The organism is Brevundimonas sp. BR2-1, assembly GCF_037626195.1.
Taxonomy (GTDB): domain Bacteria; phylum Pseudomonadota; class Alphaproteobacteria; order Caulobacterales; family Caulobacteraceae; genus Brevundimonas.
The window spans coordinates 668,950-693,582 of record NZ_JARKMV010000001.1; the positions used below are offsets into that span (position 1 = coordinate 668,950).

Below are 24,633 nucleotides of genomic sequence, written 5' to 3' on the forward strand. Positions count from 1 at the left end.
CTTGTCGGACGTTCACATTTGGCCGAGGAAGACGCCATGCGCCCCGCCCTGATCATCGCCGCGTTCGCCGCCCTCGTATCGAGTCCCGTCATGTCCCAGTCCGTTCCGCCGTCCGTCCCCAACGCCGCGCCTTGGGATCAGCCCTTCCTGCCGCCCGCGCCCGCATGGAACGGCGCCAGCCGGTCCCTGCTGCGCGATGCCTCCGATCCATGGGTCACGGCCTTCGAGACCGATCCGGACCACGACTTCAGCCCCGCCTATGCCGACACCCGCGCCTGGTTCGACCGGCTGGACGCCGCCTCCGACCTGATCCGCATCGAACAGTTCGGGATCTCGCCAGAGGGCCGGCCCATCTATGCGGTCATCGCCTCGAGGGACGGGGCAACGTTCGATCCGTCCAAGCCCGTCCTGCTGGCCCAGGCCGGCATCCATCCGGGCGAGATCGACGGCAAGGATGCGGGCATGATGCTGCTCCGCGACATCGCCTTCAACGGCAAGGCCGAACTGCTGGACCGGGTCAATCTGATCCTGATCCCCATTCTGTCGGTCGACGGGCATGAGCGCGCCTCGGCCTATTCCCGCCCCAACCAGCGCGGTCCCCGCATCCAGGGCTGGCGGAATACGGCGACCAACCAGAATCTCAACCGCGACTACCTCAAGCTGGACCAGCCCGAGATGCGAGCCGTGCGCGGCCTGATCCTCAAATACCGGCCCGACCTCTACGTCGACATCCACGTCACCGACGGCATGGATTACCAGTACGACATCACCTACGGCTTCAATGGCGAGAACGGGGCGTATTCGCGCTCGCCGGCCACGTCGCAGTGGCTCAACGACGTCTTCAAGCCGGCCATCAACGCGGGGCTTGAAGCCCGGGGCCATATCCCCGGCGAACTGGTTTTCGGCGTCGACGACAGCAATCCCCGCGCCGGCCTGTCCGATGGCGGCCTCGGCGAACGCTTCTCCAACGGCTGGGGGACGGCGGCGCACGTGCCGACCATCCTGATCGAGAACCACAGCCTCAAGCCCTTCGAGCAGCGCGTGCTGGGCACCTATGTCTTCCTTGAGGACGCCATGCGCCTGCTGGCCCGCGATGGCCGCGCCCTGCGCGCCGCCATCGCCGCCGACAGCGCCCTGCGTCCGGCCGCCATTCCCGCCAATTTCCAGGCCAATCCCACCCCGGCCTACACCCGCTCGTTCAAGGGCATCCGCTACGAGATGTATGACAGCCCCGCCTCAGGCCGGCGGGAAATCCGCTGGCTGGGTCAGGCCGATCCCGAGCCGTGGGCCCTGCCCTTCTTCGGCTCGAAGCCGACTCTGACGCTCGCCCGCCCCGAGGCCTATTGGGTGCCGTCGTACCGGTCCGACATCATCGAACGCCTGCGCATCCACGGGGTGTCGATGGAGACGCTGGACGCGCCGCGGACCGTGCCGGTCGAGATGCTCAGCCTGGACGATCCGAAACCCGCCGCCCGCCCGAACGAGGGCCATGTGCCCGTCACGGTCACCGCCGTCACGCCGCGCCGCCGCGACTGGACCTTCCCCGCCGGCTCTGTTCGGGTGCCGACCGACCAGCCGCTGGGCGACGTCGTCGTTCTGTTGCTGGAACCGCAATCGAGCGAAAGCTTCTTCGCCTGGGGCATGTTCCCCGAGGTGCTCAGCCGCGTGGAATATATCGAAGGCTACGCCATCGCTCCGCTGGCCGAGGCCATGATGGCCGCCGACCCCGCCCTGAAGGCCGCCTTCGAGGCGAAGCTGGCCGCCGAGCCGGAATTCGCCGCCGACGGCGACGCGCGTTTGCAGTGGTTCTATGAGCGAACCCCGTTCTATGATGATCGCTACCGGCTCTATCCGGTGGGGCGCGAGAACTGATCCATGACCCCTCTGACCGACATAACCCCCACCCAGGCCGCCGCTCTGTGGAGCGGCCTGATGATCCTGCTGCTGGTCGTGCTCGGGGCCCGGGTGGCGATGACCCGGCGGGGCAACAAGGTCGTGCTGGGCGACGGAGGCAACGCCAACGTCCTGCTCGCATCGCGGATCTTCGGCAACGCCGCCGAATACATCCCGGCCGGAATCGCCGCCCTGGCCATTCTGGTCCTGCTCGGCATGCCCGCCTGGGTGCTGCACGGTCTGGGCGGCGTGTTGTTCCTCGGCCGTCTGGTCCACGCCCTGACCCTCAGCGACACGCGCCCGACGACGGGCCGGGTCGTCGGAATGAGCCTGACCTGGCTCGCCCTGCTCCTCGCCGGCCTGATGCTGATCGTTCACGCCTTCGTCGGGCCGCCGCACGGCTGACTGCGGCCTTGACCCGGTCAGGGCGCTGAGCCGGTTGCGCGACGCAGCCGGCCCGGCCATATCGGGGCATGCCTGACCGTACCGCGTCCGCCTCCCCCGACATCCTGCCCGACCTGGTCGCCGCCGCGCTGAGGGCCGGCGCCGACGCCGCCGAAGCCGTCTCGGCCGAGCGCGCCTCCCTGTCCATCGGCGTCCGCAACGGCGCCCTCGAGGACGTCGAGCGCGAGGAAAGCCGCGACCTCGGCCTGCGCGTCTTCATCGGCTCGCGACAGGCGACCGTCTCGGCCTCCGACCTGTCCGAGGCCACGCGGGCCCGGCTGATCGAGCGCGCCGTCGCCATGGCCCGCCTCGCGCCGGAAGACCCGTACGCCGGTTTCGCGCCGCAGGACCGGCTGGCCCGGGGCCCCTTCGCGGATCTGGATCTCTACGATCCGACTGAACGCAGCGCCGCCGAACTGGAAGCCGTCGCAGCGGAAGCCGAGGCGTCCGCCCTCGCCGTGCCCGGCGTGGCGAAGTCCGAAGGCGGCCACGCCTCGGCCTCGTCCAGCCGCTGGCGGCTGGTGACCTCGCACGGCTTCGACGGCGCCTATCACGGCTCGGCCTTTTCGCTGGGCGTCGGCGTCATCGCCGAGAAGGACGGGGCCATGGAGCGCGGCGGAGAGAGCCGCGCCGTCCGCCACCTGTCCGACCTGCCCGCCGCCGACGTCATCGGCGCCGAGGCCGGCCGCCGCGCCGTCGCCCGCACCGGCCCCCGCAAGATCGCCTCGACCACCGCCCCGGTGATCTTCGAGAACCGCATCGCCGGTCAGGTCCTGTCCCCCCTTCTGGGCGCCATCTCGGGCCCGTCGGTCGCCCGCGGCACCTCCTTCCTCAAGGACCGGCTGGGCCAGCGGGTCCTGCCCGCCGGGGTCGACCTGATCGACGATCCCTTCCGCCCGCGCGGACTCGGCTCGACCCCGTTCGACGACGAGGGTGTCGCCGTCACTCGCAAATCAATCATTGATGACGGCGTCCTGACGACCTGGTTGCTGAACAGCGCCGCCGCGAAACAGCTGGGCATGGCCTCGACCGGCCACGCCTCGCGCGGTCTCGCCGGCCCGCCGGGGGTCTCGACCCACAACCTGCATCTGGAGCCCGGCGAGCTTGATCTGGCCGGCCTGATGGGCGCGGCGAAGACGGGTCTGCTGGTCACCTCCATGTTCGGCCCGTCGCTGAACGCCAACACCGGGGACTGGTCCGCCGGCGTCTCCGGTTTCTGGTTCGAGAACGGCGAAATCGCGTACCCGGTCAGCGAGGTCACCGTCGCCGGCAAGCTGCTGGACCTCTACGGCCGCATGCAGCGCGGCGCGGACCTGGAGTTCCGCAGTTCGTTCAACAGTCCGTCCCTGCTGTTCGACGGCGTCGCCATCGCGGGCAAATGACCGATCTTCCCCGTGACCTGACAGGCGATCTCGCCCTGATCCGCGACGCGGCCCTCGCCGCCGGCGAACTGGCGCTGTCGGAACGCGAGGCCGGGTTGAAGATCTGGTCCAAATCCGGCGGATCGCCCGTCACCTCGGCCGACATGGCCGTGGACCAGTTGCTCAAGGACGCCCTCCTCCCCGCCCGCCCCGACCATGGCTGGCTGTCCGAGGAGACGGCCGACACCGGCGACCGCATCTCGCAGCGCCGCCTGATCGTGGTCGACCCTATCGACGGCACGGTGGCCTATATGAAGGGCAAGCCGTGGTGGTGCATTCCCATCGCCATCGTCGAGGACGGGCAGCCGGTCGCCGCCGTCATCCACGCGCCGGCCCTGGGCGAGACCTTCACCGCGGTGCGCGGCGGCGGCGCCTTCCTGAACGGACAACCGATCACCGCCTCCGACACCGCCGATCTGGACGACGCTTCCGTGCTGGCCGACGCCCGGCTGATGGAGGGTCCCCATTGGCTCGAGCCATGGCCCGCCATGAGGTTCGAGAAGCGCAACGCCATCGCCTACCGCATGGCCCTGGTCGCCGCCGGCGCCTTCGACGCCGCCATCGCCCTGACGCCCAAATGGGACTGGGACGTCTGCGCCGGCGCCCTGATCGTCGAGGAGGCGGGGGGCCGCGTCAGCGACCATCACGGCCATCCCTGGCGCTTCAATCAGCCCGATCCGCGGCAGAACAGCCTGATCTGCAGCGCCCCGGCGCTTCACCCGTTGATCGTGCGCCGCACAGCGCCTATTCCGCTGGCGCCCCGCCAGCCCGACCGGACCCGATGATGACCACCGAAACCGAAGCCCCCCAGCTGCTGCATCTCGTCATCGGCGGCGAACTGCGCCACCTCGACGCTCCGGTGTTCCGCGACCTGTCCCAGGTCGAGTTCGTCGGCGCCTTCCCCAACTATGAGGAGGCCCGCAAGGCCTGGAAGGCGCGGGCCCAGGCGACGGTCGACAACGCCCACATGCGCTATTTCATCCTGCACGCGCACAGGATGATTGATCCGCGCGGCGACACGAGCGAGTCCGGGCACGGACACTGACCGGGGAACTCCCCCTCGGTCTGGGGCGCTTTCAGGCGTATACTGCTGCGCCTGAAAGCGGAGAGCTCCCATGACTCCAGCCCTGATCATCCTGGCCCTTCTGGCCATCGGCGTCGCCATCGTGGTCTGGGCCACGCGCCGCAAGTCGAACACGCCCAACGTCGGTCCGCAGGACGGGGACACCGCCTGGAACGACCCCGTCACCCCCGACGAGCCGGCCCGCCCGACGTCGCGCGATCCACAGCCATGACCCTGTTCGGACGCACCCTCGGGCCTGAGGAAATCGCCTCCCTGGTCTTCCTGCTGATGGTGCTGGTCCTGTGGGTCGGCGCCTGGCGGCAGGACCGCAACTGGACCCGCTGGTTCAGGGACTGGGAAGCCGGCCGCAAGGAACGCCGCGACGCCGAGCGCGCGGCCGAAGAGGGCGGCGCTGCGAGCCGCTCTCCCCCCGGCGCCCCGCGCGGTCCCTGGGGCTGAGCGCCTACTCCCGCTTCAGCAGTTTTTCGGTCAGCACCGTGCCCCACCAGCCGGCCTTGAACTCGGCCCGGATCGCTTTCGGATCGTAGGCGTCGCCGTCGACCCAGTCGATGAAGCTGACCCCCGTCGGCTCGACCTCGCGCAGGTATTTCTCCAGCGTATAGTCCAGCACCCCGGTCAGCCCCTCGCGGTGGTGCAGGTATTTCTTTGACAGCTGGTCGATGGCCACGCTGATCGGCTCGCCCAGATGGAAGTGGCGATAGAAGACCGCCATCATCCCCGCCCGGTCCGCTCCCGACTTGCAGTGGATCAGCACCGGATACTCGATCGTCCGGAACAGGTCCCGCGCCCGGTGCACCCGGTCCCTCTGCGGCGGATCGCGGCTGTCCAGCGGCGCGTCGATCAGGGTCAGGTCCAGCCGCTCGCACGCCTCCTTCTCCAGCGCATAATAGGCCTCGTCCCGCGCGCCGCGCAGGTTGATGACCGTCCTGATCCCCTGCGACTTCCAGTACGCCAGCTGGCGCGGCGACGGCTGATTGGTCCGCACCAGATCGGGCCCCAGCCAGTGGGCGTTCATGAACCACCGGCGCAGGAAGGCGTGGTCCTTCCAGACATAGTCCCACCGGGCCTTGAACCGGCCTGCGGGAGTGCTGAGATCGTAACGCGCCATGAAGGGGAGATAGCCTCCGTCGCGTCCCGACGCCACCGTCAGCCGGGCGAGACAATGGGTGCGACACATGATCGACACTCGCCCGGCCACAACCTCGACAAGCGCGACAAGGTCGACACCGCTTGACTTCCCCCCCGCGTCGTCCGACCTCGGACCGATGACGACGCCCGCGCCCGCCGCCGACGAGAAGGAGTCCCTCCGCCCCCTGCTGGCGCGGATCTGGCGCGACTATCTCTCGCATCACAAGGCGGCGCTGTTCCTGTCGATGCTGTGTGCGGCCGTGGCCGGCGGCCTGTCGGCCCTGACCCTGAAACTGCTCGAGCCCGCCGTGAACGGCCTGTTCCTGCAGACCGACACGCCCATCAAGCTGTGGGGCCTGATCGACATCCCGCCGGGGCAGGCCCTCTATTACATCCCCGCCGCCATCGTCATCGTCGCCATCGTCTGGACCATCGCCTCCCTCGGGCAGGCCGCCCTGGTCAACCGGCTCGGCCACGGCATCGTCGGCGACATCCAGGTGCGGCTGTTCGGCGCCATGATCCGCGCCGACCTGGCCCGGCTGCGCAGCCAGCACAGCGGCAGCTTCGTCTCCTCGGTCCTGTTCGACGCCAACCTGGTGCGCGAGGCCTTCACCAACGGCGTCGTCAACTACACCCAGCACAGCATCACCCTGTTCGCCGTCATCGTGGCGATGGCCTTCATCGACTGGCAGCTGACCGCCATCGTCCTGCTGGGCGTGCCGCTGATCACTGTCGTGCTGCGCCGTTTCTCCCGGCGCACGCGCAAGGCGACCACGGGGGCGATGAAGGAGACCGAGAACCTCTCCACCGCCCTGATGGAGAATCTCGACGGCGTCCGCCTGATCAAGATCGAGAACCGCGAGGCCGCCGAGGAAGCCCGCGTCGGCGAGGTCGTCAGCCGCCGCCAGCGCCACGTGATCAAATCCGCCGACAGCCGCGCCTTCGCCGGCCCCTTCTCCAACCTGGTCGCCATGATCGTGGTCGCCGCCGTCATGGCCTACGCCGGCTGGCGGGCGCAGGACGGCGAAATGAGCGTCGGCGCCTTCGCCGCCTTCATCGGCCTGCTGATGGCCGCCGGCCAGTCGCTGCGGCAGGTGACCAATCTCCAGACCGTGATGACCGAGGGCCTGACCGCAGCGCGGCGCCTGTTCGCCGCCCTCGACATTCAGCCCGAGATTCGCGAGACGCCCGACGCCGCGCCGTTCGAACCCGGCCCGACCACCGTCGCCTTCGACCGCGTTTCCTTCGCCTACGGTCCCGCCTCCGAGGGCGCGGCCCCGACCCTGTCAGACGTCAGCCTGACCGTCGCGCCCGGGGAGACCGTCGCACTGGTCGGCCCCTCGGGCGGCGGCAAGAGCACCATCCTCAGCCTGCTGCCGCGCTTCTATGACGTCACCGGCGGCGCCGTGACCCTGAACGGCCGCGACATCCGCGAGCTGAAGCTGCACGATCTGCGCGCCGCCATCGCCCTGGTGACGCAGGAGCCCTTCCTGTTCGACGACACCATCGCCGCCAACATCGCCTACGGCCGCCCGGGCGCTACGGCGGAAGACATCGTCGCCGCGGCGCAGGCCGCCGCCGCGCACGAGTTCATCACCGCCCTGCCCGAAGGCTACGCCACCCGCGCCGGCGAAGCGGGCCTGCGCCTGTCGGGCGGCCAGCGCCAGCGCATCGCCATCGCCCGCGCCTTCCTCAAGGACGCGCCCATCCTGTTGCTGGACGAAGCCACCTCGGCCCTCGACACCGGGAGCGAAGCCCTCGTCCAGGCCGCCCTCGAGCGGCTGATGCAGGGCCGCGCCACCCTGATGATCGCCCACCGCCTGTCGACCGTGCGCAACGCCGACCGGATCCATGTGATCGAGGCCGGCCGCGTCGTCGAAACCGGGTCGCATGCGGCGCTGGTGAAGAAGGGCGGCCTCTACGCCCGGCTCGCGAAACAGCAGTCGCTGGACGGCGACCCGATCACCGTCGCGACGGTCTCATGAGACCCCTGCGCAATCCCGTCATCCAGGCGGCGCTCGCCTGGGCGCTGGCCCACTGGATGCGGTTCTGCTTCGCCACCATCCGCTGGACCCATCGGAATGAGGCGGTGGCCGAAAAGGTCTGGGCAGAGGGCGGCGGCGTGCTGTGCGCCTTCTGGCATTCGCGCATCGGCCTGTCGCCGGCCTGCTGGCCGCTGGACCGCGCCCAGCCGGCCAAGGCCCTGATCTCGCTCAGCCCCGACGGCCAGTTCATCGCCAAGGCCGTCGCCCGGCAGGGATTCCCCGCCATCCGCGGCTCGTCGTCCAACAAGGACAAGACCGACCGGGCCAAGGGCGGCTCCCAGGCCCTGCGCGACGGCCTGCGTCAGCTCAAGACCGGCGGCCTGGCCATCACCCCGGACGGTCCGCGCGGCCCCATGCGGGAAATGGCCGAAGGCATGCCTTTGCTGGCCAAACTCTCCGGGGCGCCGGTCCTGTTCATCGGCATGTCCTGCAATCCGGCGATCCGGCTGAACAGCTGGGACCGGGCCGTCCTGCCCCTGCCGTTCGGGCGAGGGGCCATCGTCTGGGACATCGACTGCTACCCCGAAGGCGCCGAATTGACCGATGTCGCGCGCGACTGGACCGCGCGGCTGACCGCCGTCGAGGCCGCCGCCGACGCCCTGACCGGTCTGGAGCGCGTCTGACGTGAGCCCGGCCCTGATCGCCTACCGCCTGCTGACGCGGATGCTGGAGCCCCTGGCCCCGCGCCTGCTGGACGCCCGCGCCAAACAGGGCAAGGAGGACCCGGCCCGGGTCGACGAACGCCTCGGCCTCGCCTCTGTCGCCCGACCCGCAGGCGACCTGATCTGGCTGCACGGCGTCAGCGTCGGCGAGACCCTGTCCCTGCTGCCGGTCGTCGACCGCCTGCGCAAAGCCAGACCCGATCTGACGGTGCTGGTCACCTCTGGCACCGTCACCTCGGCCGCCCTGCTCGCGCGCCGCCTGCCGGCCGGCGTCATCCACCAGTTCGCCCCGGTCGACGCGCCGGGCGCGGTCGCCGCCTTCCTCGACCACTGGAAGCCGTCTCTGGCCGTCTTCGTCGAGAGCGAGCTGTGGCCCAACCTGATCCTCGCGGCCCGCGACCGCGGCGTGAAACTGGTGCTGGCCAGCGCCCGCATCACCGAAAGAACCGTCGAGGGCTGGCGCCGTTTCCCCGGCGCGGTGCGTCGGATCCTGTCCGCCTTCGACCGCATCCTGCCGCAGGACGAAACCTCGGCCGCCCGGCTGGAAAGCCTCGGCGCGCGCATCGACGGCCATGTGAACCTGAAGCTCTCGGGTGAGGCCCCGCCCCACGATCCCGCCGCCTTCACCCGCCTCAGCGCCGCCATCGGCGACCGGCCCGTGGTCGTCGCCGCCAGCACCCATGACGGTGAGGAGATCGCCATCGTCCGGGCCCTCGACAAACTGGCCGACCGGCTATGTCTGATCATCGTTCCGCGCCATCCCGACCGCAGCCCGGATATCGCCGCCGCCCTGACCCGGGACGGCTACGGCTTCGCCGTCCGCTCGCAGGGCCGCGACCTCGACCGCGACACGGACCTGTATGTCGCCGACACGCTCGGCGAGATGGGGCTGTTCCTTCGCCTCGCCGACGTGGTCGTCATGGGCGGTTCCTTCTCCGCCGCGCTGGAGAAACCCCCGGTGGGCGGCCACAATCCACTGGAGCCCGCCCGTCTCGGCAAGCCCGCCGTGACCGGCCCCGACATGACCAACTGGGCCGCCGTCGCCGACGCCCTGGTGAACGCCGGCGGCCTGTCCATCGTTCAGGCGCCCTGGGACCTGCCGGCCGTCATCGCGCCCCTGCTGGCCGACGACGCCGAAGCCAAGCGTATGGGCGAGCGCGGCCGCCGCGCCGCCGCCGAAGCCGGCTCGGGCCTCGACCGGCTGTGGGACGCGGTCGAACCGCTGCTGCCCCGGGCCGCGCCACGAGGCCGCCGATGAAGTTGAACACCCCCCGTTGGTGGTACGTTCGCGAGCCGCGCCACGCCTCGGTGCTGCGCTTCGTGCTCAAACCCCTTTCCTGGGTCTGGGCCGCCGCCACCGCCCGCCGCATCGCCCGCGCCACCCCGGTCGATCCCGGCATGCCGATCATCTCGGTCGGCAATCTGACCGTCGGCGGCTCGGGCAAGACGCCTGTGACCCGCGAGGCCATCCGCCTGCTGCACGAAGCCGGAGTCAACGCCCATGGCCTGTCGCGCGGCTATGGCGGATCGCTGCGCGAACCGACCCGCGTCGACGCCGCGATCCACACCGCCGCCGATGTCGGCGACGAACCCCTGATGCTGGCGCTGGGCGGCCCGACCTGGATCGCCCATGACCGGGTCGCCGGCGCCCGGGCCGCCGCGGAGGCCGGCGCCGAGGTCCTGGTCCTCGACGACGCTCACCAGAACCCCACGCTCGCCAAGACGCTCAGCCTCGTGGTCGTCGATGGCGAGACGCGCGGCGACGAATGGCCCTTCGGCGACGGTTCGGTGTTTCCGTCAGGCCCGATGCGCGAGAAACTCCGGCATGGCCTGGCCCGCGCCGACGCCGTCGTCGTCCTGCTGCCGGCCGACGCCCCGGGGGTCGATCCTGAACTGATGGAGGCCTTCGGCGACCTGCCGGTTCATGTCGCCCGGCTGACGCCCGCCGCGCCGCCGCCCAGGGGACCGATCCTCGCCTTCGCCGGCATCGCCAAGCCGTGGAAGGTCGAACGCGCCCTCGACGCCGCCGGCGCGGACCTGGTGGACTTCGCCCCCTTCCCGGACCACGCCGCCTTCCGCGAGAGCGATCTGGAGTTCCTCGCCCACCGCGCCGAATGCCATCACGCCCGTCTGGTCACCACTGAGAAGGACTGGTTCCGCCTGTCGCCCGAGTGGCGCAAGCGGGTGCTGTCGTGGCCGGTCAAGGCGACCTTCGAGGACGAGGCCGCCTTCCAGCACCGGCTGCTGACGGCCGTCCGGACCTATTCCGCCCGGTAGACCACTCCGCCCTTCATCACGAACCGCACGCGCTCCAGCTCGGTGACGTCGGTCAGCGGATCGCCCGTCACCGCGATCAGGTCCGCCGGCATGCCCGGCGTGATCCGCCCGGCCTCGTTCGAAATGCGCAGATGCGCCGCCGCGTTGACGGTCGCCGCCTGGATCGATTCCAGCGGCGTCATCCCGGCCCGGACCAGCAGGGCGAACTCGCCGGCGTTGTCGCCGTGGGCCGAAACGCCGCTGTCGGTGCCGAAGGCGATGCGAACCCCGCCCTCATGCGCCCGCCGCGCCATGTCCAGCATCTTCGGACCCGCCTCCAGCGCCTTGGCCGTCTGGGCGGGGGTGAAGAAATTGCTCGGGCCGGACGCGATCCGCGCCACGAAATCCCCGGCCATCAGGGTCGGCACCAGATAGACGCCGTCACGCCGCATCAGCCGGATCGACTCGTCGTCCAGATATGTCCCGTGCTCGATGGAGTCGCCGCCGGCCCGCAGGAAGCTGTTGATCCCGTCCGCGCCGTGGGCGTGGGCCGTGACCTGCCGTCCCATCCGGTGCGCCGCGCCGACGATGCCGGCCAGTTCCCCGTCCGAGAACTGCTGGCCCAGGCCCGCCGCCGTATTGGACAGCACCCCGCCCGTCGCGGTGATCTTGATGATGTCTGCGCCGGCCCGCACCTGTAGCCGCACCGCCCGCATGCAGTCGTCCGGCCCGGAGCAGACGCTCTCGTCCGACAGCAGGTGCATGACGTCTTCGCGATAGCCGTTGATGTCGCCATGACCGCCGTGGACCGACACCGACGAGCCCGAGGCGATGATCCGCGGGCCCGGCACGTCGCCGCGCCGCACGGCGTCCCTGAGGGCGAAGATGGACTCGTTCGTCGCGCCCAGATCGGCGACCGTGGTGAACCCGGCCATCAGGGTGCGCCGCGCGTAACGGGCCCCGACCATGGCCTGTTCCGCATTGGACTGGGTCACCGCCTCCAGCCGCCCGTTCGGGTTCTGCTCGCCCGTCAGATGCACATGGCTGTCGATCAGTCCGGGCAGCACGAACGAGTCCCGCAAGTCGACGATCCGACCCTCTCCGACAAGGCCGTCGCGCACCTCGACGATCTGGTTCCCTCTGATCACGAGAGTTTTATCGCGCTGCACAACGCCGGTCGCCGGATCGGCCAGAAGCCGGCCGATCTGTACGAACGTCGTTCCCTCATCAGGGGAAACCGGCGCGAGAGCGGGCGTTTGCGCCGCAACGCTGGTGGCCGTCAATACGGCCGCGGCCGCTAGCAACGATGTGATCGACTTCACGAAACCCTCCCGGAAACAGGCGTGCACCTTAGACGTCCGGGCGGTTTCGCCAAGGCGCAGGTTGATCCGGCCGTAACGACCTGAAACAACCCGTGCTTCAGAAACGTGCGAGGGGCGTCGCATGCGGCTAGCGAGACGTGGATTCATACTGGGCGGCGCTGCGCTGCTGTCGGGCTGCGCGACCGCATCTGCGGCCACGCAGACGGCGGCCTTCCGGCCCCTGCCCGGCCTGGCGCAGACCCAGGTTCCGAACATCGTCATCGCCCAGCCGCCCGAGGTCATAACGGCCGAGCTGAACACCACCCGCCCGCTCGATCCTCGCGGCCAGATCCGTCAGGAGCTGATGGACCGCGCCATGGCCGCCCTCGACATCCACAAGGGCAGGATCACCCAGCGCGACCGCATGTATCTGGTCGACTTCCAGAAATTCTCTGGCGACGAACGCCTGTACGAGGTCGACCTGCACGGCGGCGCCGTCACCCTGATGCGCACCGCCCACGGCCGCGGCTCGGACCCGGCCCACAGCGGCTACGCCCGCGAGTTCGGCAATACGCCCGACAGCTACAAGTCCTCGGTCGGCGCCTACGCCACCGCCGGCCCCGGCTTCGGCGCCCAGCAGGGCCCGAACGTCCTGCTGGACGGCCTCGAATATTCCAACGACCGCGCCCGGGAGCGCGCCATCATCATCCACGGCGCCGACTACGCCGACCCGGCCTTCCTCGCCCGCGAGGGCAAGTTGGGCCGTTCGTACGGCTGCTTCTCGGTCGCCCACGCCGACCTGCCGCGCCTGCGCGAGCGCATGGGCGAGGGCCGGCTGCTGTTCGCCTGGGCCTGATCTACTTCAGCACGGCCAGCAGCACGGCGACCCAGTGGACGGCGGCCGCCACCACGACATGGCCGTGCCAGATCGCGCGCCGGAAACGCATGGCCTTGTTGGCGTAGAAGATCACGCCCACCGAATAGAGCACGCCCCCGACCGCCATCAGAATCAAGGGCGCCAGGCCGAGGCTCTGCAGGATTGGCTGGATGGCGATCACCATCAGCCAGCCCAGCGCCAGATAGACCACGATCCAGAACCCCTTCCCCAGCCCCGGCAGAAACAGCTTGGCCAGGGCGGCGAAGATCGCGATCCCCCACACCGCCGACGTCATCCCCCAGGCCCAGACGCCCGTCAGATGCTGGGTCGTGAAGGGCGTGTACGAGCCGGCGATCATGAGGAAGATGCCGGCGTGGTCGAACCGCCTCAGCAGCGGCTGAAACCGCGCGGCGGCGAAATTATAGGCCGTCGACAACCCCAGCATGGTCAGCAGGCCGACGGCGTAGATCGCCGCCGCCGTCAGGCTTCCGGCGTCGCCGAACCCGATCGCCAGTCCCAGCAGCATGCCGCCGCCGATCAGGGCGAGGGCCAGGCCAGTCAGATGCACGATCAGGTCGGCGAGACGCTCCGCCCGGTCGCGATAATGGCTCGGCGGCTCGGGCGGCAGGGCGTCAGTCACGGGGTTCCAGCGCCCGCCAGCCGATGTCGGTGCGATGGAAGCCGCCCGGCCAGTCGATCTTCTTCACCGCCGCATAGGCCCGCTCGCGCGCCTCGGCGATGTCCTTGCCCCGGGCGCAGACGTTCAGCACCCGGCCGCCCGCCGCCGCCAGCTGCCGGTCGGCCCGCCGCCGGGTGCCCGCGTGGAACACCTGCACATGCGGTCCGAAATCCTGTTCGGCTCCCCGGATGATCGACCCCTCCAGCGGACTGTCGGGATAGCCCGAGGCCGCCAGCACCACGCAGATCACCGTCTCGTCGCGGAAGGCGGGCATCGGCGCCCGGGTCAGATCGCCCCGCGCGCAGGCCAGCAGCAGGGGCACGATGTCCCCGTCCAGCCGCATCATCAGCACCTGGCATTCCGGATCGCCGAAACGGGCGTTGAACTCGACCACCCTGGGCCCGTCCTCGGTCGCCATCAGCCCGGCGTACAGCACCCCGCGATAGGGCGCCCCCTCGGCCGCCATCGCCGCCACCACCGGCTGGACGATCGTCCGGTCCGCCGTCTCGACCAGTTCCGGCGTGAACACCGGCGCCGGCGAATAGCTGCCCATCCCGCCGGTGTTCGGCCCCAGGTCGCCGTCATAGGCCCGCTTGTGGTCCTGGGCCCCGCCCAGCAGCACGGCGCGCTGGCCGTCGCAGACGGCGAACAGCGAGCCCTCCTCGCCGGCCATGAACTCCTCGATCACCACCCGCGCCCCGGCCGTGCCGAACCGGCCGCCCAGCATCCGCTCGATCTCGGCCTCGGCCTCGCGCTTGTCCGGGCAGATGGCCACGCCCTTGCCGGCGGCCAGACCATCGGCCTTGATCACATAGGGCGGCTTGAACACCGTCAGCGCCTGCCGCGCCTCGTGCAGCCGCTCATAGACGCCGTAGCCCGCCGTCGGGATCTCGTGCCGCTCCATGAAGGCCTTGGAGAAGGCCTTGGAGGTTTCCAGCTGCGCCGCCTTCTTCGTCGGTCCGAAACAGGGAATGCCCGCGGTGGCCAGCCGGTCGGCCAGCCCGGCCTCCAGCGCAGTCTCGGGCCCGACCACCACCAGATCGGCCTTCATCTCCCGCGCCAGGGCGCACAGGGCGTCGGCGTCCGTCACCTTGATCGGCGCCAGCTCGCCCAGCTTTTCCATGCCCGGATTGCCGGGCGCGATGACCAGACGCCGCAGCAGCGGCGACTGGGCGATCTTCCACGCCAGGGCGTGCTCTCGCCCGCCTGATCCGACCAGCAGGATATTCATGCCCGCGCAATGACCGGAGCCGCGGGGCCGGTCAAGTCGCGGATGGTTACCGCACCACCATTGCCGAGATCACATAGACCGCCGCACCCAGCAGAAGCAGAACCCCGATGACCAGCCACGGACTGATCGCCGGCCCGTCGCTGCGCCGTCCAAGGTCGCGTTCGCGCGGATCCTTGTCTTCGGGATCGGTGTTGCGCGGATCGGCCATGACAGCCCAACGGGCGACCAGCTTCACTGTTCCCGCGCCTCTCGTGAGATCGGGGAACCTGCGCATGGATCGCGCCTTGCACTGTCTGTTGGTGGATTCAGGAGGCCCGGCATGGACCCATTCACCGGGGGTTGCCTGTGCGGCGCCGTCCGCATCGTGGCGACGGGCCGCCCGTACCGGGTCGGCCTCTGCCACTGCACGGACTGTCGCAAGCACGGCGGGGGGCTGTTCCAGCCGACCGCCATCTTCCCGCAGGACGCCGTGACCGTGGAAGGCCAGACAGGCGACTACCTCGGGCGGCATTTCTGTCCCCGCTGCGGCTCGTCCGTCTTCGCCCGCAGCGCCGACGAGATCGAGGTGAGCCTGGGCTCCCTCGACGCCCCCGACCAATTGACGCCGACCTATGAAAACTGGACCGTCCGCCGCGAGGCTTGGCTGCCGCCGTTTCCGGTCAGGCGCCGGTACGCGCGGGATCGTGAAAGCCCGGGCCGGTTTGAGGACTGATCGTCCGCACACCCGACGCGGACAACGGGACCGTCTGACGCGGCAGTGCGGACGTCAACTCGCGGCGCAGATCGTCATCGATCCCGAGCAGGGGCGGTGGAAGACCCGCATCTGTCAGGCCCATGAGTCTCGCCGCCTCATGGACGAGCCGCAGGCTGCCATGCTCCCGGAACAGGGCCCACAGGCCGGCGAACGTTGCGTCGGCTTGGTCCGCCGCGATCCGGTCACCGGCCATTGCGGCCCTGGTGAGAGCGGCGGCTGCTTCAGGGAACAGACCGCCCACGACGCTGAACCAGCAGTCGGCCCCGGCGAGCAGCGCCTCCTTGCAGCCCCAGTCCCCGCTGTAACCGACGGACAGCCCGGGCGCAGCCGTCCGGAACGCAGCCAGATCGGCGGGCAGATCGCCGATGGGCAAGGGCAGCTTGATGGCGGCGACGGTCGGAATTTCCGCCAGCCGGGCGACGAGCGCAGGGCTGAACGTGAATTTGGTCGTGCCCGGGTTGCTGTAGATGCAGAGCGGCAGGTCGGTGGCGGCGGCGACGGCTTCGAAATGCCGATAGACCTCCTGCTCCGTGAGCGGCGTGTAGCTCACTGGAGCCAGCAACAGGCCGGCGGCGCCGCTCTCCGCCGCGTCGCGGGCCAGGGCCTGGGCCCCGTCTGTCCGCATCGCCCCGACGCCGACGATCACGGGAATCGAGCTGACGCTCCCGACCGCGGCGACCACAGCCCGCCTCCGTTCCTCGCGGCTCAGGAACATGTAGGTTCCCGTGCTGCCGAGAAGTCCGACGCTGTCGGCTCCTCCCTCCTCGATGCGACGAACCAGTCTGGCCAGATCGCTGGTGATGACCTGACCGTCGGGGGTCATGGGCGTGATGGGGAAGGCTGACAGGCCCGAGAAAATGTTCATGGGATGGGGGAAGCATTGGAGCCGTGACGGCTCAAATCATCATTTCCTTCCATTTATGTCCGCGCGCCCATCTCTCCCGCCCCCATTCCCGCCGCCCCCTTCCCCCGCTACCCTGCCCGCATGAGCGACGACTCCTACGTCTTCGAGGGCCCGGCCGACGAACCGCCGCCGCCCGCGCGGGACAACAATCCTCCGCAGACGGTCTCGGAACTGTCGTTCGCCCTCAAGCGCACGCTCGAGGACCGCTTCGGCCATGTCCGGCTGCGCGGCGAGATATCCAAGGTCAATCACCACGCCTCGGGCCACGTCTATCTGACGCTCAAGGACGACAAGGCCGCCATCGACGGGGTGATCTGGAAGGGCTCGGTCCGCGGCCTCGGCGTCCGGCCCGAGTCGGGCCTCGAGGTCATCGTCACCGGCAAGATCACCTCCTACCCCGCACGCTCCTCCTATCAGATCGTCATCGAGACCATGGAGGCCGCCGGCGCCGGCGCCCTGCTGGCCCAGCTGGAGCGGCTGAAGGCGAAACTGGCCGGCGAGGGCCTGTTCGAACCGGGCCGCAAGAAGCCCATCCCGACCTTCCCCGCCGTGGTCGGCGTCATCACCAGCCCGACCGGCGCCGTGATCCGCGACATCCTGCACCGCATCGCCGAGCGCTGGCCCTGCCGTGTCATCGTCTGGCCGGTGGTGGTTCAGGGCGACGCGGCCTGCGGACAGGTGTCCGCCGCCATCCGCGGCTTCGACGCCATGACCCGGGACGGCCCCGTCCCCCGGCCCGACATCCTGATCGTCGCCCGCGGCGGTGGCTCGGTCGAGGACCTGTGGTGCTTCAATGACGAGGGGCTGGCGCGCACCGTCGCCGCCGCCTCCATCCCCATCATCTCGGCCGTCGGGCACGAGACCGACACCACCCTGATCGATTTCGTCTCCGACCGCCGCGCGCCGACCCCGACCGGCGCCGCCGAGATCGCTACGCCCGTGCTGGCCGACCTGCGCTACGCCGTCGCCGATCTGGACCGCCGCCTCGCCCGCGCGGGCGGCCGCATCCTCGAGGACCGCCGCACCCGCCTGCGCGCCGCCGCCCGCGGCCTGCCCGCCCGGCCCGAGGACGTCCTGGCCCTGCCGCAACAACGGCTCGACCACGCCGGCAGCCGGCTGGCCTCGGGACTGACGAAAAACGTGGCCCTGCACGAGCGCAAACTGGTCGGCGTCACGGGCCGCCTCTCGCCTGCCCTGCTCGACCGCGCCATGGAGCGGCGCCGTGACCGTCTTGAGTCTGTCTCCACCCGCCTCGGCTCCGGCCTGATCGCCAATGTGAAGGCTCACGAACACCGTCTGCTCCGCGCCCTGGCCCGGCTGTCGCCCGAGCCCCTGCATCGCCGCCTCGACCAGCGTGCGGCCCGGCTGGAGGCCGTCGGAGGCCGCCTCGTCGCCCTGCCCCGCCGCCTCGAACGCGACGAGGCGCGTCTCGCCGCCCTCGCCCGCGCCCTGTCCGGCCTCAATCCGAAGACGCCCAAGCCCGGCTTCGCCCGCGTCGAGAGCGAGGACGGCGTCATGATCGCCGCCGCCGGCGCCCTGCATGACGGTCAGGCCGTCCGCCTGGTCTTCGCCGACGGCTCGAAGGGCGCGCACATTGACGGCGACGGGGCGTCGCCGCCCGCCCGCCCCAAGCCTTCGCCGGCCCCGAAGCCCAGGACCCCGCCGCCCGGTCAGGGCGACCTCTTCTGAGGCGGGAAATCCGTGGCGCGGCCGCAAACGCCGCGCTAGCCTGACGGCATGGCCAAACCTTCCTCTTCCGAGATCGCGACCCTCCACTATGGCGACGGCGAATTCGCCGTGCTGAAGCCGGGCCGCGCCGTGATCTGCGCCGTTTCCGGCAAGCCCATCCCGCTGGAGACCCTGCGCTACTGGTCGGTCAGCAGGCAGGAAGCCTACGCCGGCCCGACCGAGGCCTTCCAGGGCCTGGGCCAGCAGCCTTGATCCTGGCCCGCCGGCAGCTTCTGATCGGCGGCGCGTTCGCGGGACTCGCGCCACAGACCGCATGGGCGCCCTCGTCCGGCGACCTCGTCCTTTCGGGCCGCCTCGTCCAGGGCGGCCACGCCATCGGCCGGACATGGCCCCGGGCCCTGATCTTCGTCGACGGCGAATCCCTGACCACCGCCTCGGCGGACGGCGGCTTCATCGTCGGCTTCGACCGTGACGCGCCGGCCAGCGTCCAGATCGAGGCCCGCCTCGACGGCCGCTCCGCCATGCGGACCCTGGCCATCACGCCCGGCCGGTTTTCCGAGACCCGCATCGACGGTCTGCCGCCTGCGACCGTCGAGCCGAGCGACCCGGCCCTCCTGGCCCGCATCCAGCGGGAAGTCGCGCTCAAGACCGAGGGGTTCGCCAGCCGGATCGACGCCGACCATTTCAGCGACGGCTTCATCTGGCCGCTCGAGAGCTTCCGCGTCACCAGCCGCTGGGGCAGCCAGCGCATTCTGAACGGCACGCCCGCGCGGCCGCACTACGGCATCGATCTGGCCGCGCCGCAGGGCGCGCCGATCCGGGCGCCCGCCGGCGGCCGTGTGACCCTGGCCCGGCCCGCCCTGCATTTCGAAGGCGGCCTTGTCCTGATCGACCACGGCCAGGGCCTGATCACCGCCTATCTGCACCAGTCCCGGCTCGATGTCCGCGAAGGTCAGGACATCCTGCGCGGCGATTCGATCGGGCGGGTCGGCATGACCGGACGGGCGACGGGACCGCACCTGTGCTGGCGCATGAAGTGGCGCGACAGGAACCTCGATCCGTCACTCATGGTTGAAACGGCGCCATCGTAACCGTTTACGACAAGGTAATCGCTGTTCAGTGATGGACGAGTAACGAATCGGCTCGTAGAGCCACGTTATTCCCCGCGCAAGCTGGGCTGTAGTGATCGACCCATGGCCTCTCTCAGCGCCCTCAAAATTCTGCTCGTCGACGACAACGCCCATATGCGGACGATCACGTCGGCGGTGCTTCAGTCAGCCGGCATACGTCTGGTTCGGGAGGCCGCCGATGGCGGAGCCGCCCTGGAAATCCTGCGCCAGTACCCGGTCGATCTGGCGATCGTGGACTTCAAGATGTTCCCGCTGGACGGCGTCGAGTTCACCCGCCTGGTTCGCAACAGCCCCGACACCGCCAACCCCTATCTGCCGATCATCATGATGACCGGCCATTCCGAGAAGAGCCGCATCGTCGAGGCGCGCGACGCCGGGGTGACCGAGTTCGTGGTCAAGCCCATCACGGCCAAGGCCATCCTCGACCGCATCCAGGCGGTGATCTTCCACCCTCGTCCGTTCGTGAAGACCGAAGACTATTTCGGCCCGGACCGTCGCCGCACCCAGTCGCCCAACTACAAGGGCCCGATGCGCCGCGCCCGCGATCAGTCCGGCGCGCCGGATTCCAGCGCCGCATAGACCTTGGCGGGCCACCGCTTGTGGACCCAGAACCAGTCGACGGGGCTTTCGCGCACCCGTTCCTCGATGAAGGTCGTGATGGCCTGCACCCCGCGCGCGATGTCCGCCGACCGGTCGCCGGTCGGCGTCATCTCGATCGGGTCATAGACCGTCAGCCTGAACCGCACGCCGGGCAGCCGCACCACCGACATCGGCTGCAGCACCGTCCCGAACCGCAGCGCCAGCCGGCTGGGGCCCGGCGCCGCGTTCACCGGCTGGCCGAAGAAGGTCACCTCGGGCCCTTCCGAGAATTTCTGGTCGTTCATCAGGGCCACGGACTCGCCCCGCGCCATCCCGGCCAGCAGCTCCCGCGCTCCATCCCCGCCCTTGGGTGCGAACAGCTTCACCCCGTAACGGGCCCGCGCCGCAATGATCTGGGCGTCGACATAGGGATTGTTGGCCGCGCGATAGGTGATCTGGCACGGCACGCCCGAGCCCGTGATCGTGGCCGCCAGCGTCTCGATATTGGCGAAATGCCCGCCCACGAAGACCACCGGCTTGCCCGAGTCCCGGATCGCGTGAAGCCGCTCCAGCCCCACGACCTCGATCCGGTCCTGTTTGACCAGGATGTCCATCACCGCCGTCTCGGCGAACGACCGGCCCGTCTGTTCCCATTGGGCTGCGGCCAGCGCCTCGCGCTCGGCCTGCGGCATGTCGGGGAAGGCGATGCGCAGGTTGCGCATGACGGTGCGTTGGGTCCCCGTCCTCGGTCCCAGGGTCCGCAGCAGCCATCCGCCCAGAGCCGACGCCCGCTCAACCCCCAGCAGCCGCATAAAGCCCACGAAGCCGGCGAAGGCCACCGCCTCCAGCCGCCAGATCATGTCCTGGCGGAAGCTCACCCTCTTCCCCGGGGCGCTATCGCCCGGAGGGCGGCTTGAGCGCGGGGCGTCCTCACCAGGCAATGGTGATCCCGCCGTCCACCACCAGCGTCTGGCCGGTCATGTATGCCGAGGCCGGCGCCGCCAGATAGACCGCCGCCCCGGCGATCTCGTCCGGCTGGCCGATGCGCTTCAGCGGCGCGGGGTCCGTGACCTGTTTCAGCAGGTCCGGGTTCTCCCACAGGTACCGGGCGAAGTCGGTCTGCACCAGGCCGGGCGCGATACAGTTCACCCGCACGTTCGACGGCCCCCACTCGACCGCAAGGTTCCTCGCCAGCTGCATGTCCGCCGCCTTGGAGATGTTGTAGGCGCCGATCAGCGCGTTGCCCCTCAGCCCGCCGATTGACGAGACGATGATCACCGATCCGTCCCTCCGCTCCAGCATCTGCGGCGCGACCATCTGGATCAGCCAGTGGTTCGATACGACGTTGTTCTGCAGGATCTTGCCGAACTGCTCGTCGTTGATCCCCGCCATCGGCCCCGCATAGGGGTTGGTCGCCGCGTTGCAGACCAGGATGTCGATCTGACCGAAGGCGGCGTTGGTCTCGTCGACCAGCCGCTGCAGATCCTCCTTCGAGGCGATGTTGGCCGGCACGACCATGGCCCGGCCCTCGCCGTGCTTCGCATTGATCGCGTCGGCGACCTCCTGGCACGGCCCGGCCTTGCGGGACGAGATCACCACCCGCGCGCCGTGCTCGGCCATCCGCTCGGCGATAGCCTTGCCGATCCCCTTCGAGGAACCGGTGATCACCGCGACCTTGCCGGTCAGATCGAACAATTCCATCGTTAACCTCGAAGAAGTGGGGAGAAACCGTGCGCCGGTATAGGCGATCCGCACTGTTACCCCGATACTCGGGCGATTCCATCCGGGAAGACGGACGATCCGTTTCCAATGCGCGCACTCACCCAGGGCTTCCTGTTCTTCACCTATCTGTTCCTGGCCATGACGGCCGGGGCGTTTCTGTGGAGCTCCAATCTCGGCGCCGGCGCCGGCGTGGCGGCGGGCTTTGGCGTGCTCGGCCTGTTTCTGGCCGCCCACACCCTGATCACGGCCAAGGCCGACAAGGCCGCGCTGAAGAAGGAAATCGACAACGTCCGCGAGGCGCACCGCCTGCTCGCCGACGCCATGGAGTCGACGCAGGGCGCGCTCACCGAACTAGCCCAGGCCATCGAATCCGGCGCCGTCACCTCCAACGAAGCCCTGTCCGGCGAAGTCCGCATGCTCGAGACCCTGATCTCGCAGATGAGCGAGTCGCTCGACCAGCGTATGGCCCAGCCCGCGCCCGCCAGCGCCTTCGAGGCCCGACACCGCGACCAGGCCAATGTCCTGCTGGCCACCATCCACGAGGCCCTGGCCGAGAACCGCGTCGACCTCTACCTCCAGCCGGTCGTCTCCCTGCCCCAGCGCCGGACCATCTTCTACGAAAGCTTCACCCGCCTGCGCGCCGCCGACGACCGGGTGATGATGCCGTCCGAATACCTGTCGGTCGCCGAGGGCGAGGGTCTGGTCCCCGCCATCGACAACCTGCTGCTGTTCCGCTGCGCCCAGATCGTTCGCCGCCTGGCGCGGCAGGACCGCAAGGTCGGCGTCTTCTGCAACGTCGCCCTGTCGTCTCTGGGCGACGAGACCTTCTTCCCCCAGTTCCTGGAGTTCCTGTCCGAGAACCGCGACCTGAACCAGGCCCTGATCTTCGAACTGGGCCAGGCCACCTTCGACGCCCGCGGCGCCGCCGAGGCCCGCAACATGGCCAAGCTGGCCGACCTCGGCTTCCGCTTCTCGATCGACAAGGTCCAGACGCTGGACCTCGACTTCGCCGACCTCCAGAGGTCCGACGTCAAGTTCATGAAGGTGGCGGCCGACCTGCTGATCGAACAGCTGCTGGACGCCGACGGCGCCTCGGCCCTGCCCTCGCTGCGCGACATCTCCGCCGCCGACTTCGCCGGCCTGACGCGCCGCTACGGCATCGAGCTGATCGCCGAGAAATGCGAAAGCGAGCGCCAGATCGTCGACATTCTCGAGCTCGACATCTCCATGGGCCAGGGCCATCTGTTCGGCGAGCCCCGCGCCATCAAGGAAGCCGTGCTGGCGGAGACCGATCCGCCCGCCGACTTCATCCGCTCGACCCTGCGCAGCGCGGACCACCGCCGCCGGTTCGGCTGAGGGCGCCCTTGTCTGCGGGTTCTTAACCCTTGCTCTCACCCCGGAGCGTAGACTGCCGCGTCATGTCCGCCGCCGAAGACCCGCCCCCCGACCTCCGCCGCCGACCGCGCCCCCGCACGGCCATGAGCGGTCAGATCGTCCACGGCTTTCATGGCGAGGTGATCGACGTCGTGGTCCGCAATCTCACCGAAGGCGGCGCCAAGGTCCGGCTGACCTCCACCGTCGGCGTGACGGTGCAGGGCCGTGTCGTCCTGAGGCTCGCCACGGGCGAGCGCACCGGCGCGGCGGCGTGGCAGTCCGGCAATGAGGTTGGCCTGAAGTTCGACTGACCGGCGCCGCCGCCGGAAACCGCCAGACGACGCGCCGGGTCTGCGGTTTTTGCCGCCCATGACCGACCCGCTCGACGTCTCCCGTATCGCCGCCGACCTCGATGCCCAGGGCTGGGCCCTGACCGGCCCGCTGCTGACGCCGCAGACCTGCGTCGCCCTGCAGGGCCTCTATGACGACCCCGACCGCTTCCGCAGCCGCGTGGTCATGGGCCGTCACGGCTTCGGCGAGGGCGAATACCAGTATTTCGCCAACCCCCTGCCCGACCCGCTCCCGGCCCTGCGCCGCCGCCTCTATGCGGGCCTCGCGCCGATCGCCAACGGCTGGAACGCCCGTCTCGGCCGGACCGCCGACTTCCCGGGCGATCTCGACGCCTTCGCCGCCCGCTGCCACGGCGCGGGCCAGACCCGCCCGACCTCACTGCTGCTGAAATACGGGCCCGGCGACTACAACCGCCTGCATCAGGATCTGTACGGCGAGCTGGTCTTCCCGCTCCAGGCCGCCGTCCTGCTCAGCGATCCGGGCCGGGACTTCGACGGCGGGGAACTGGTGCTGGTCGAACAGAAGCCGCGCAGCCAGTCCCGGGCCCACGTCGTGCCGCTGCAACAGGGCCATGGCGTCGTCTTCGCCGTCCGCGAACGGCCCGCCGCCGGCGTGCGAGGCGACTATCGCGTCCAGATGCGCCACGGCGTCAGCCGTGTCCGCTCAGGCGCCCGCATGACCCTCGGCCTGATCTTCCACGACGCGGCCTAGCCGTACGGATAATAGCCGTAGTCCCCGCGCCGCGGCACCCGCGTGTAGCCGTACCGGCCGTCGGTGTTGTAGCCGCCGAAGCCATAGCCGCACGGATCGTCGCGCGCCGACAGCTGGTTGCCCAGCAGCCCTCCGGCGACGGCGCCGATGGCCGCCCCGCGCTCGCGGTCGTTCTCGCCGGCGATCGCCGCCCCGACCGCGGCGCCGAGCAGGGCCCCGCTGGCCGTCGCATACTGCCGGTTCCGTTCATAGTCGCGCTGACAGGCCGACGCGTAGTTGTCGGTCGTGGCGCAGCCCGTCAGGGCCAGCGCGGAGGCCGCGATCAGCCCCGGTTTCCAGATCCCTTGCATCCCGTCTCTCCTCGTAGCCCCGTATTCCAACGGCGGAGAGGCGGTGTG

29 protein-coding genes are annotated in these 24,633 nt (G+C 70.0%); 20 read left to right on the forward strand and 9 right to left on the reverse strand.

Annotated elements, in window-relative coordinates; translation table 11 throughout:
* Positions 1-36: 36 nt before the first annotated feature.
* The 7 genes from BrevBR_RS03370 (at position 37) to BrevBR_RS03400 (ending at position 5,280) form a co-directional block, all read left to right on the forward strand.
* Positions 37-1,872: a M14 family metallopeptidase gene (locus BrevBR_RS03370; RefSeq protein WP_339999930.1), complete on the forward strand. Its 1,836-nt coding sequence runs from the start codon at positions 37-39 to the stop codon at positions 1,870-1,872.
* Between the two features lie 3 nt (positions 1,873-1,875).
* A complete protein-coding gene (locus tag BrevBR_RS03375) occupies positions 1,876-2,298 on the forward strand; it encodes an MAPEG family protein (RefSeq protein WP_339999931.1) in 423 nt (140 codons plus the stop codon).
* A gap of 68 nt (positions 2,299-2,366) precedes the next feature.
* The gene (locus BrevBR_RS03380) at positions 2,367-3,719 is read left to right on the forward strand and encodes a TldD/PmbA family protein (RefSeq protein ID WP_339999932.1); all 1,353 of its coding nucleotides are present in this window, start codon (positions 2,367-2,369) and stop codon (positions 3,717-3,719) included.
* Positions 3,716-4,543, forward strand: a complete 828-nt coding sequence (locus BrevBR_RS03385) for an inositol monophosphatase family protein (RefSeq protein ID WP_339999933.1) — start codon at positions 3,716-3,718, stop codon at positions 4,541-4,543. Before BrevBR_RS03380 ends, BrevBR_RS03385 begins: the two co-directional genes overlap by 4 nt.
* Positions 4,543-4,803, forward strand: a complete 261-nt coding sequence (locus BrevBR_RS03390) for a DUF4170 domain-containing protein (protein WP_332639916.1) — start codon at positions 4,543-4,545, stop codon at positions 4,801-4,803. The genes BrevBR_RS03385 and BrevBR_RS03390 overlap by 1 nt, the downstream gene beginning before the upstream one ends.
* A gap of 70 nt (positions 4,804-4,873) precedes the next feature.
* On the forward strand, positions 4,874-5,053 hold the full coding sequence (locus BrevBR_RS03395; RefSeq protein WP_339999934.1) for a hypothetical protein: 180 nt from the start codon (positions 4,874-4,876) through the stop codon (positions 5,051-5,053).
* A complete protein-coding gene (locus BrevBR_RS03400; protein ID WP_332639918.1) occupies positions 5,050-5,280 on the forward strand; it encodes a hypothetical protein in 231 nt (76 codons plus the stop codon). Before BrevBR_RS03395 ends, BrevBR_RS03400 begins: the two co-directional genes overlap by 4 nt.
* A 4-nt stretch (positions 5,281-5,284) precedes the next feature.
* On the opposite strand, the gene BrevBR_RS03405 is transcribed toward BrevBR_RS03400, so the two are convergent.
* Positions 5,285-5,950, reverse strand: coding sequence for a fused DSP-PTPase phosphatase/NAD kinase-like protein (locus BrevBR_RS03405; RefSeq protein WP_340000752.1), 666 nt, complete (start codon positions 5,948-5,950; stop codon positions 5,285-5,287).
* Positions 5,951-6,107: 157 nt separating this feature from the next.
* On the opposite strand from BrevBR_RS03405, the gene BrevBR_RS03410 reads away from it, so the two are divergent.
* The 4 genes from BrevBR_RS03410 to lpxK are packed head-to-tail and all read left to right on the forward strand — an operon-like array spanning position 6,108 to position 10,954.
* Positions 6,108-7,955, forward strand: coding sequence for an ABC transporter ATP-binding protein (locus BrevBR_RS03410; protein ID WP_339999935.1), 1,848 nt, complete (start codon positions 6,108-6,110; stop codon positions 7,953-7,955).
* Positions 7,952-8,638 carry a lysophospholipid acyltransferase family protein gene (locus tag BrevBR_RS03415; RefSeq protein WP_339999936.1) on the forward strand — a complete coding sequence of 229 codons (687 nt, stop codon included), beginning with the start codon at positions 7,952-7,954 and terminating at the stop codon, positions 8,636-8,638. Before BrevBR_RS03410 ends, BrevBR_RS03415 begins: the two co-directional genes overlap by 4 nt.
* A 1-nt stretch (position 8,639) precedes the next feature.
* On the forward strand, positions 8,640-9,935 hold the full coding sequence (locus BrevBR_RS03420) for a 3-deoxy-D-manno-octulosonic acid transferase (RefSeq protein ID WP_339999937.1): 1,296 nt from the start codon (positions 8,640-8,642) through the stop codon (positions 9,933-9,935).
* Positions 9,932-10,954 (forward strand): tetraacyldisaccharide 4'-kinase, encoded by a 1,023-nt coding sequence (gene lpxK / locus BrevBR_RS03425; protein WP_339999938.1) that lies wholly within the window; start codon positions 9,932-9,934, stop codon positions 10,952-10,954. Before BrevBR_RS03420 ends, lpxK begins: the two co-directional genes overlap by 4 nt.
* On the opposite strand, the gene BrevBR_RS03430 is transcribed toward lpxK, so the two are convergent.
* Positions 10,939-12,246: an amidohydrolase family protein gene (locus BrevBR_RS03430; protein ID WP_442881316.1), complete on the reverse strand. Its 1,308-nt coding sequence runs from the start codon at positions 12,244-12,246 to the stop codon at positions 10,939-10,941. The two genes, lpxK and BrevBR_RS03430, sit on opposite strands and share 16 nt — an antisense overlap.
* 130 nt (positions 12,247-12,376) lie before the next feature.
* Between BrevBR_RS03430 and BrevBR_RS03435 the strand changes: the two genes are divergently transcribed.
* The gene (locus BrevBR_RS03435) at positions 12,377-13,090 is read left to right on the forward strand and encodes a murein L,D-transpeptidase catalytic domain-containing protein (RefSeq protein WP_332639924.1); all 714 of its coding nucleotides are present in this window, start codon (positions 12,377-12,379) and stop codon (positions 13,088-13,090) included.
* 1 nt (position 13,091) lies between these two features.
* Here BrevBR_RS03435 and trhA read toward each other — a convergent pair whose 3' ends face one another.
* From trhA to BrevBR_RS03450, 3 genes are read right to left on the reverse strand one after another with little or no spacing between them, the layout of a single operon-like run.
* Complete coding sequence (gene trhA / locus BrevBR_RS03440) at positions 13,092-13,751, reverse strand: PAQR family membrane homeostasis protein TrhA (RefSeq protein ID WP_339999939.1); 660 nt, start codon at positions 13,749-13,751, stop codon at positions 13,092-13,094.
* Positions 13,744-15,021, reverse strand: a complete 1,278-nt coding sequence (gene purD / locus BrevBR_RS03445; RefSeq protein ID WP_339999940.1) for a phosphoribosylamine--glycine ligase — start codon at positions 15,019-15,021, stop codon at positions 13,744-13,746. The genes trhA and purD overlap by 8 nt, the downstream gene beginning before the upstream one ends.
* 46 nt (positions 15,022-15,067) lie before the next feature.
* Positions 15,068-15,256, reverse strand: a complete 189-nt coding sequence (locus tag BrevBR_RS03450; protein WP_339999941.1) for a hypothetical protein — start codon at positions 15,254-15,256, stop codon at positions 15,068-15,070.
* 84 nt (positions 15,257-15,340) lie between these two features.
* Between BrevBR_RS03450 and BrevBR_RS03455 the strand changes: the two genes are divergently transcribed.
* The gene (locus BrevBR_RS03455) at positions 15,341-15,733 is read left to right on the forward strand and encodes a GFA family protein (RefSeq protein WP_339999942.1); all 393 of its coding nucleotides are present in this window, start codon (positions 15,341-15,343) and stop codon (positions 15,731-15,733) included.
* Here the strand turns inward: BrevBR_RS03455 and BrevBR_RS03460 are convergent.
* Entirely contained in the window at positions 15,681-16,640 is a 960-nt protein-coding gene (locus BrevBR_RS03460) for a dihydrodipicolinate synthase family protein (RefSeq protein WP_339999943.1), read from the reverse strand. The two genes, BrevBR_RS03455 and BrevBR_RS03460, sit on opposite strands and share 53 nt — an antisense overlap.
* A 120-nt stretch (positions 16,641-16,760) precedes the next feature.
* Here BrevBR_RS03460 and xseA point away from each other — a divergent pair, with 120 nt between their 5' ends.
* The 4 genes from xseA (at position 16,761) to BrevBR_RS03480 (ending at position 20,077) form a co-directional block, all read left to right on the forward strand.
* On the forward strand, positions 16,761-18,368 hold the full coding sequence (gene xseA / locus BrevBR_RS03465; protein WP_339999944.1) for an exodeoxyribonuclease VII large subunit: 1,608 nt from the start codon (positions 16,761-16,763) through the stop codon (positions 18,366-18,368).
* A 48-nt stretch (positions 18,369-18,416) separates the two neighbouring features.
* On the forward strand, positions 18,417-18,620 hold the full coding sequence (locus BrevBR_RS03470) for a DUF2093 domain-containing protein (protein WP_332639874.1): 204 nt from the start codon (positions 18,417-18,419) through the stop codon (positions 18,618-18,620).
* Positions 18,617-19,459: a M23 family metallopeptidase gene (locus BrevBR_RS03475; RefSeq protein ID WP_339999945.1), complete on the forward strand. Its 843-nt coding sequence runs from the start codon at positions 18,617-18,619 to the stop codon at positions 19,457-19,459. Before BrevBR_RS03470 ends, BrevBR_RS03475 begins: the two co-directional genes overlap by 4 nt.
* A 102-nt stretch (positions 19,460-19,561) precedes the next feature.
* Complete coding sequence (locus BrevBR_RS03480; protein ID WP_339999946.1) at positions 19,562-20,077, forward strand: response regulator; 516 nt, start codon at positions 19,562-19,564, stop codon at positions 20,075-20,077.
* Here BrevBR_RS03480 and BrevBR_RS03485 read toward each other — a convergent pair.
* Both BrevBR_RS03485 and BrevBR_RS03490 read right to left on the reverse strand, forming a co-directional pair.
* Positions 20,044-20,937, reverse strand: coding sequence for a lysophospholipid acyltransferase family protein (locus BrevBR_RS03485; protein ID WP_332639905.1), 894 nt, complete (start codon positions 20,935-20,937; stop codon positions 20,044-20,046). The two genes, BrevBR_RS03480 and BrevBR_RS03485, sit on opposite strands and share 34 nt — an antisense overlap.
* Before the next feature lie 70 nt (positions 20,938-21,007).
* Positions 21,008-21,778: an SDR family NAD(P)-dependent oxidoreductase gene (locus BrevBR_RS03490; RefSeq protein ID WP_339999947.1), complete on the reverse strand. Its 771-nt coding sequence runs from the start codon at positions 21,776-21,778 to the stop codon at positions 21,008-21,010.
* Positions 21,779-21,886: 108 nt separating this feature from the next.
* Between BrevBR_RS03490 and tipF the strand changes: the two genes are divergently transcribed.
* From tipF to BrevBR_RS03505, 3 genes are all read left to right on the forward strand, one after another.
* Positions 21,887-23,155 (forward strand): flagella assembly cyclic-di-GMP phosphodiesterase TipF, encoded by a 1,269-nt coding sequence (gene tipF / locus BrevBR_RS03495; protein WP_332639878.1) that lies wholly within the window; start codon positions 21,887-21,889, stop codon positions 23,153-23,155.
* A gap of 62 nt (positions 23,156-23,217) precedes the next feature.
* Positions 23,218-23,484, forward strand: a complete 267-nt coding sequence (locus BrevBR_RS03500; protein WP_332639879.1) for a hypothetical protein — start codon at positions 23,218-23,220, stop codon at positions 23,482-23,484.
* A gap of 58 nt (positions 23,485-23,542) precedes the next feature.
* Positions 23,543-24,235, forward strand: a complete 693-nt coding sequence (locus BrevBR_RS03505) for a 2OG-Fe(II) oxygenase (protein WP_332639880.1) — start codon at positions 23,543-23,545, stop codon at positions 24,233-24,235.
* On the opposite strand, the gene BrevBR_RS03510 is transcribed toward BrevBR_RS03505, so the two are convergent.
* Entirely contained in the window at positions 24,232-24,585 is a 354-nt protein-coding gene (locus BrevBR_RS03510) for a YMGG-like glycine zipper-containing protein (RefSeq protein ID WP_339999948.1), read from the reverse strand. The genes BrevBR_RS03505 and BrevBR_RS03510 overlap by 4 nt on opposite strands.
* Between the last annotated feature and the right edge of the window lie 48 nt (positions 24,586-24,633).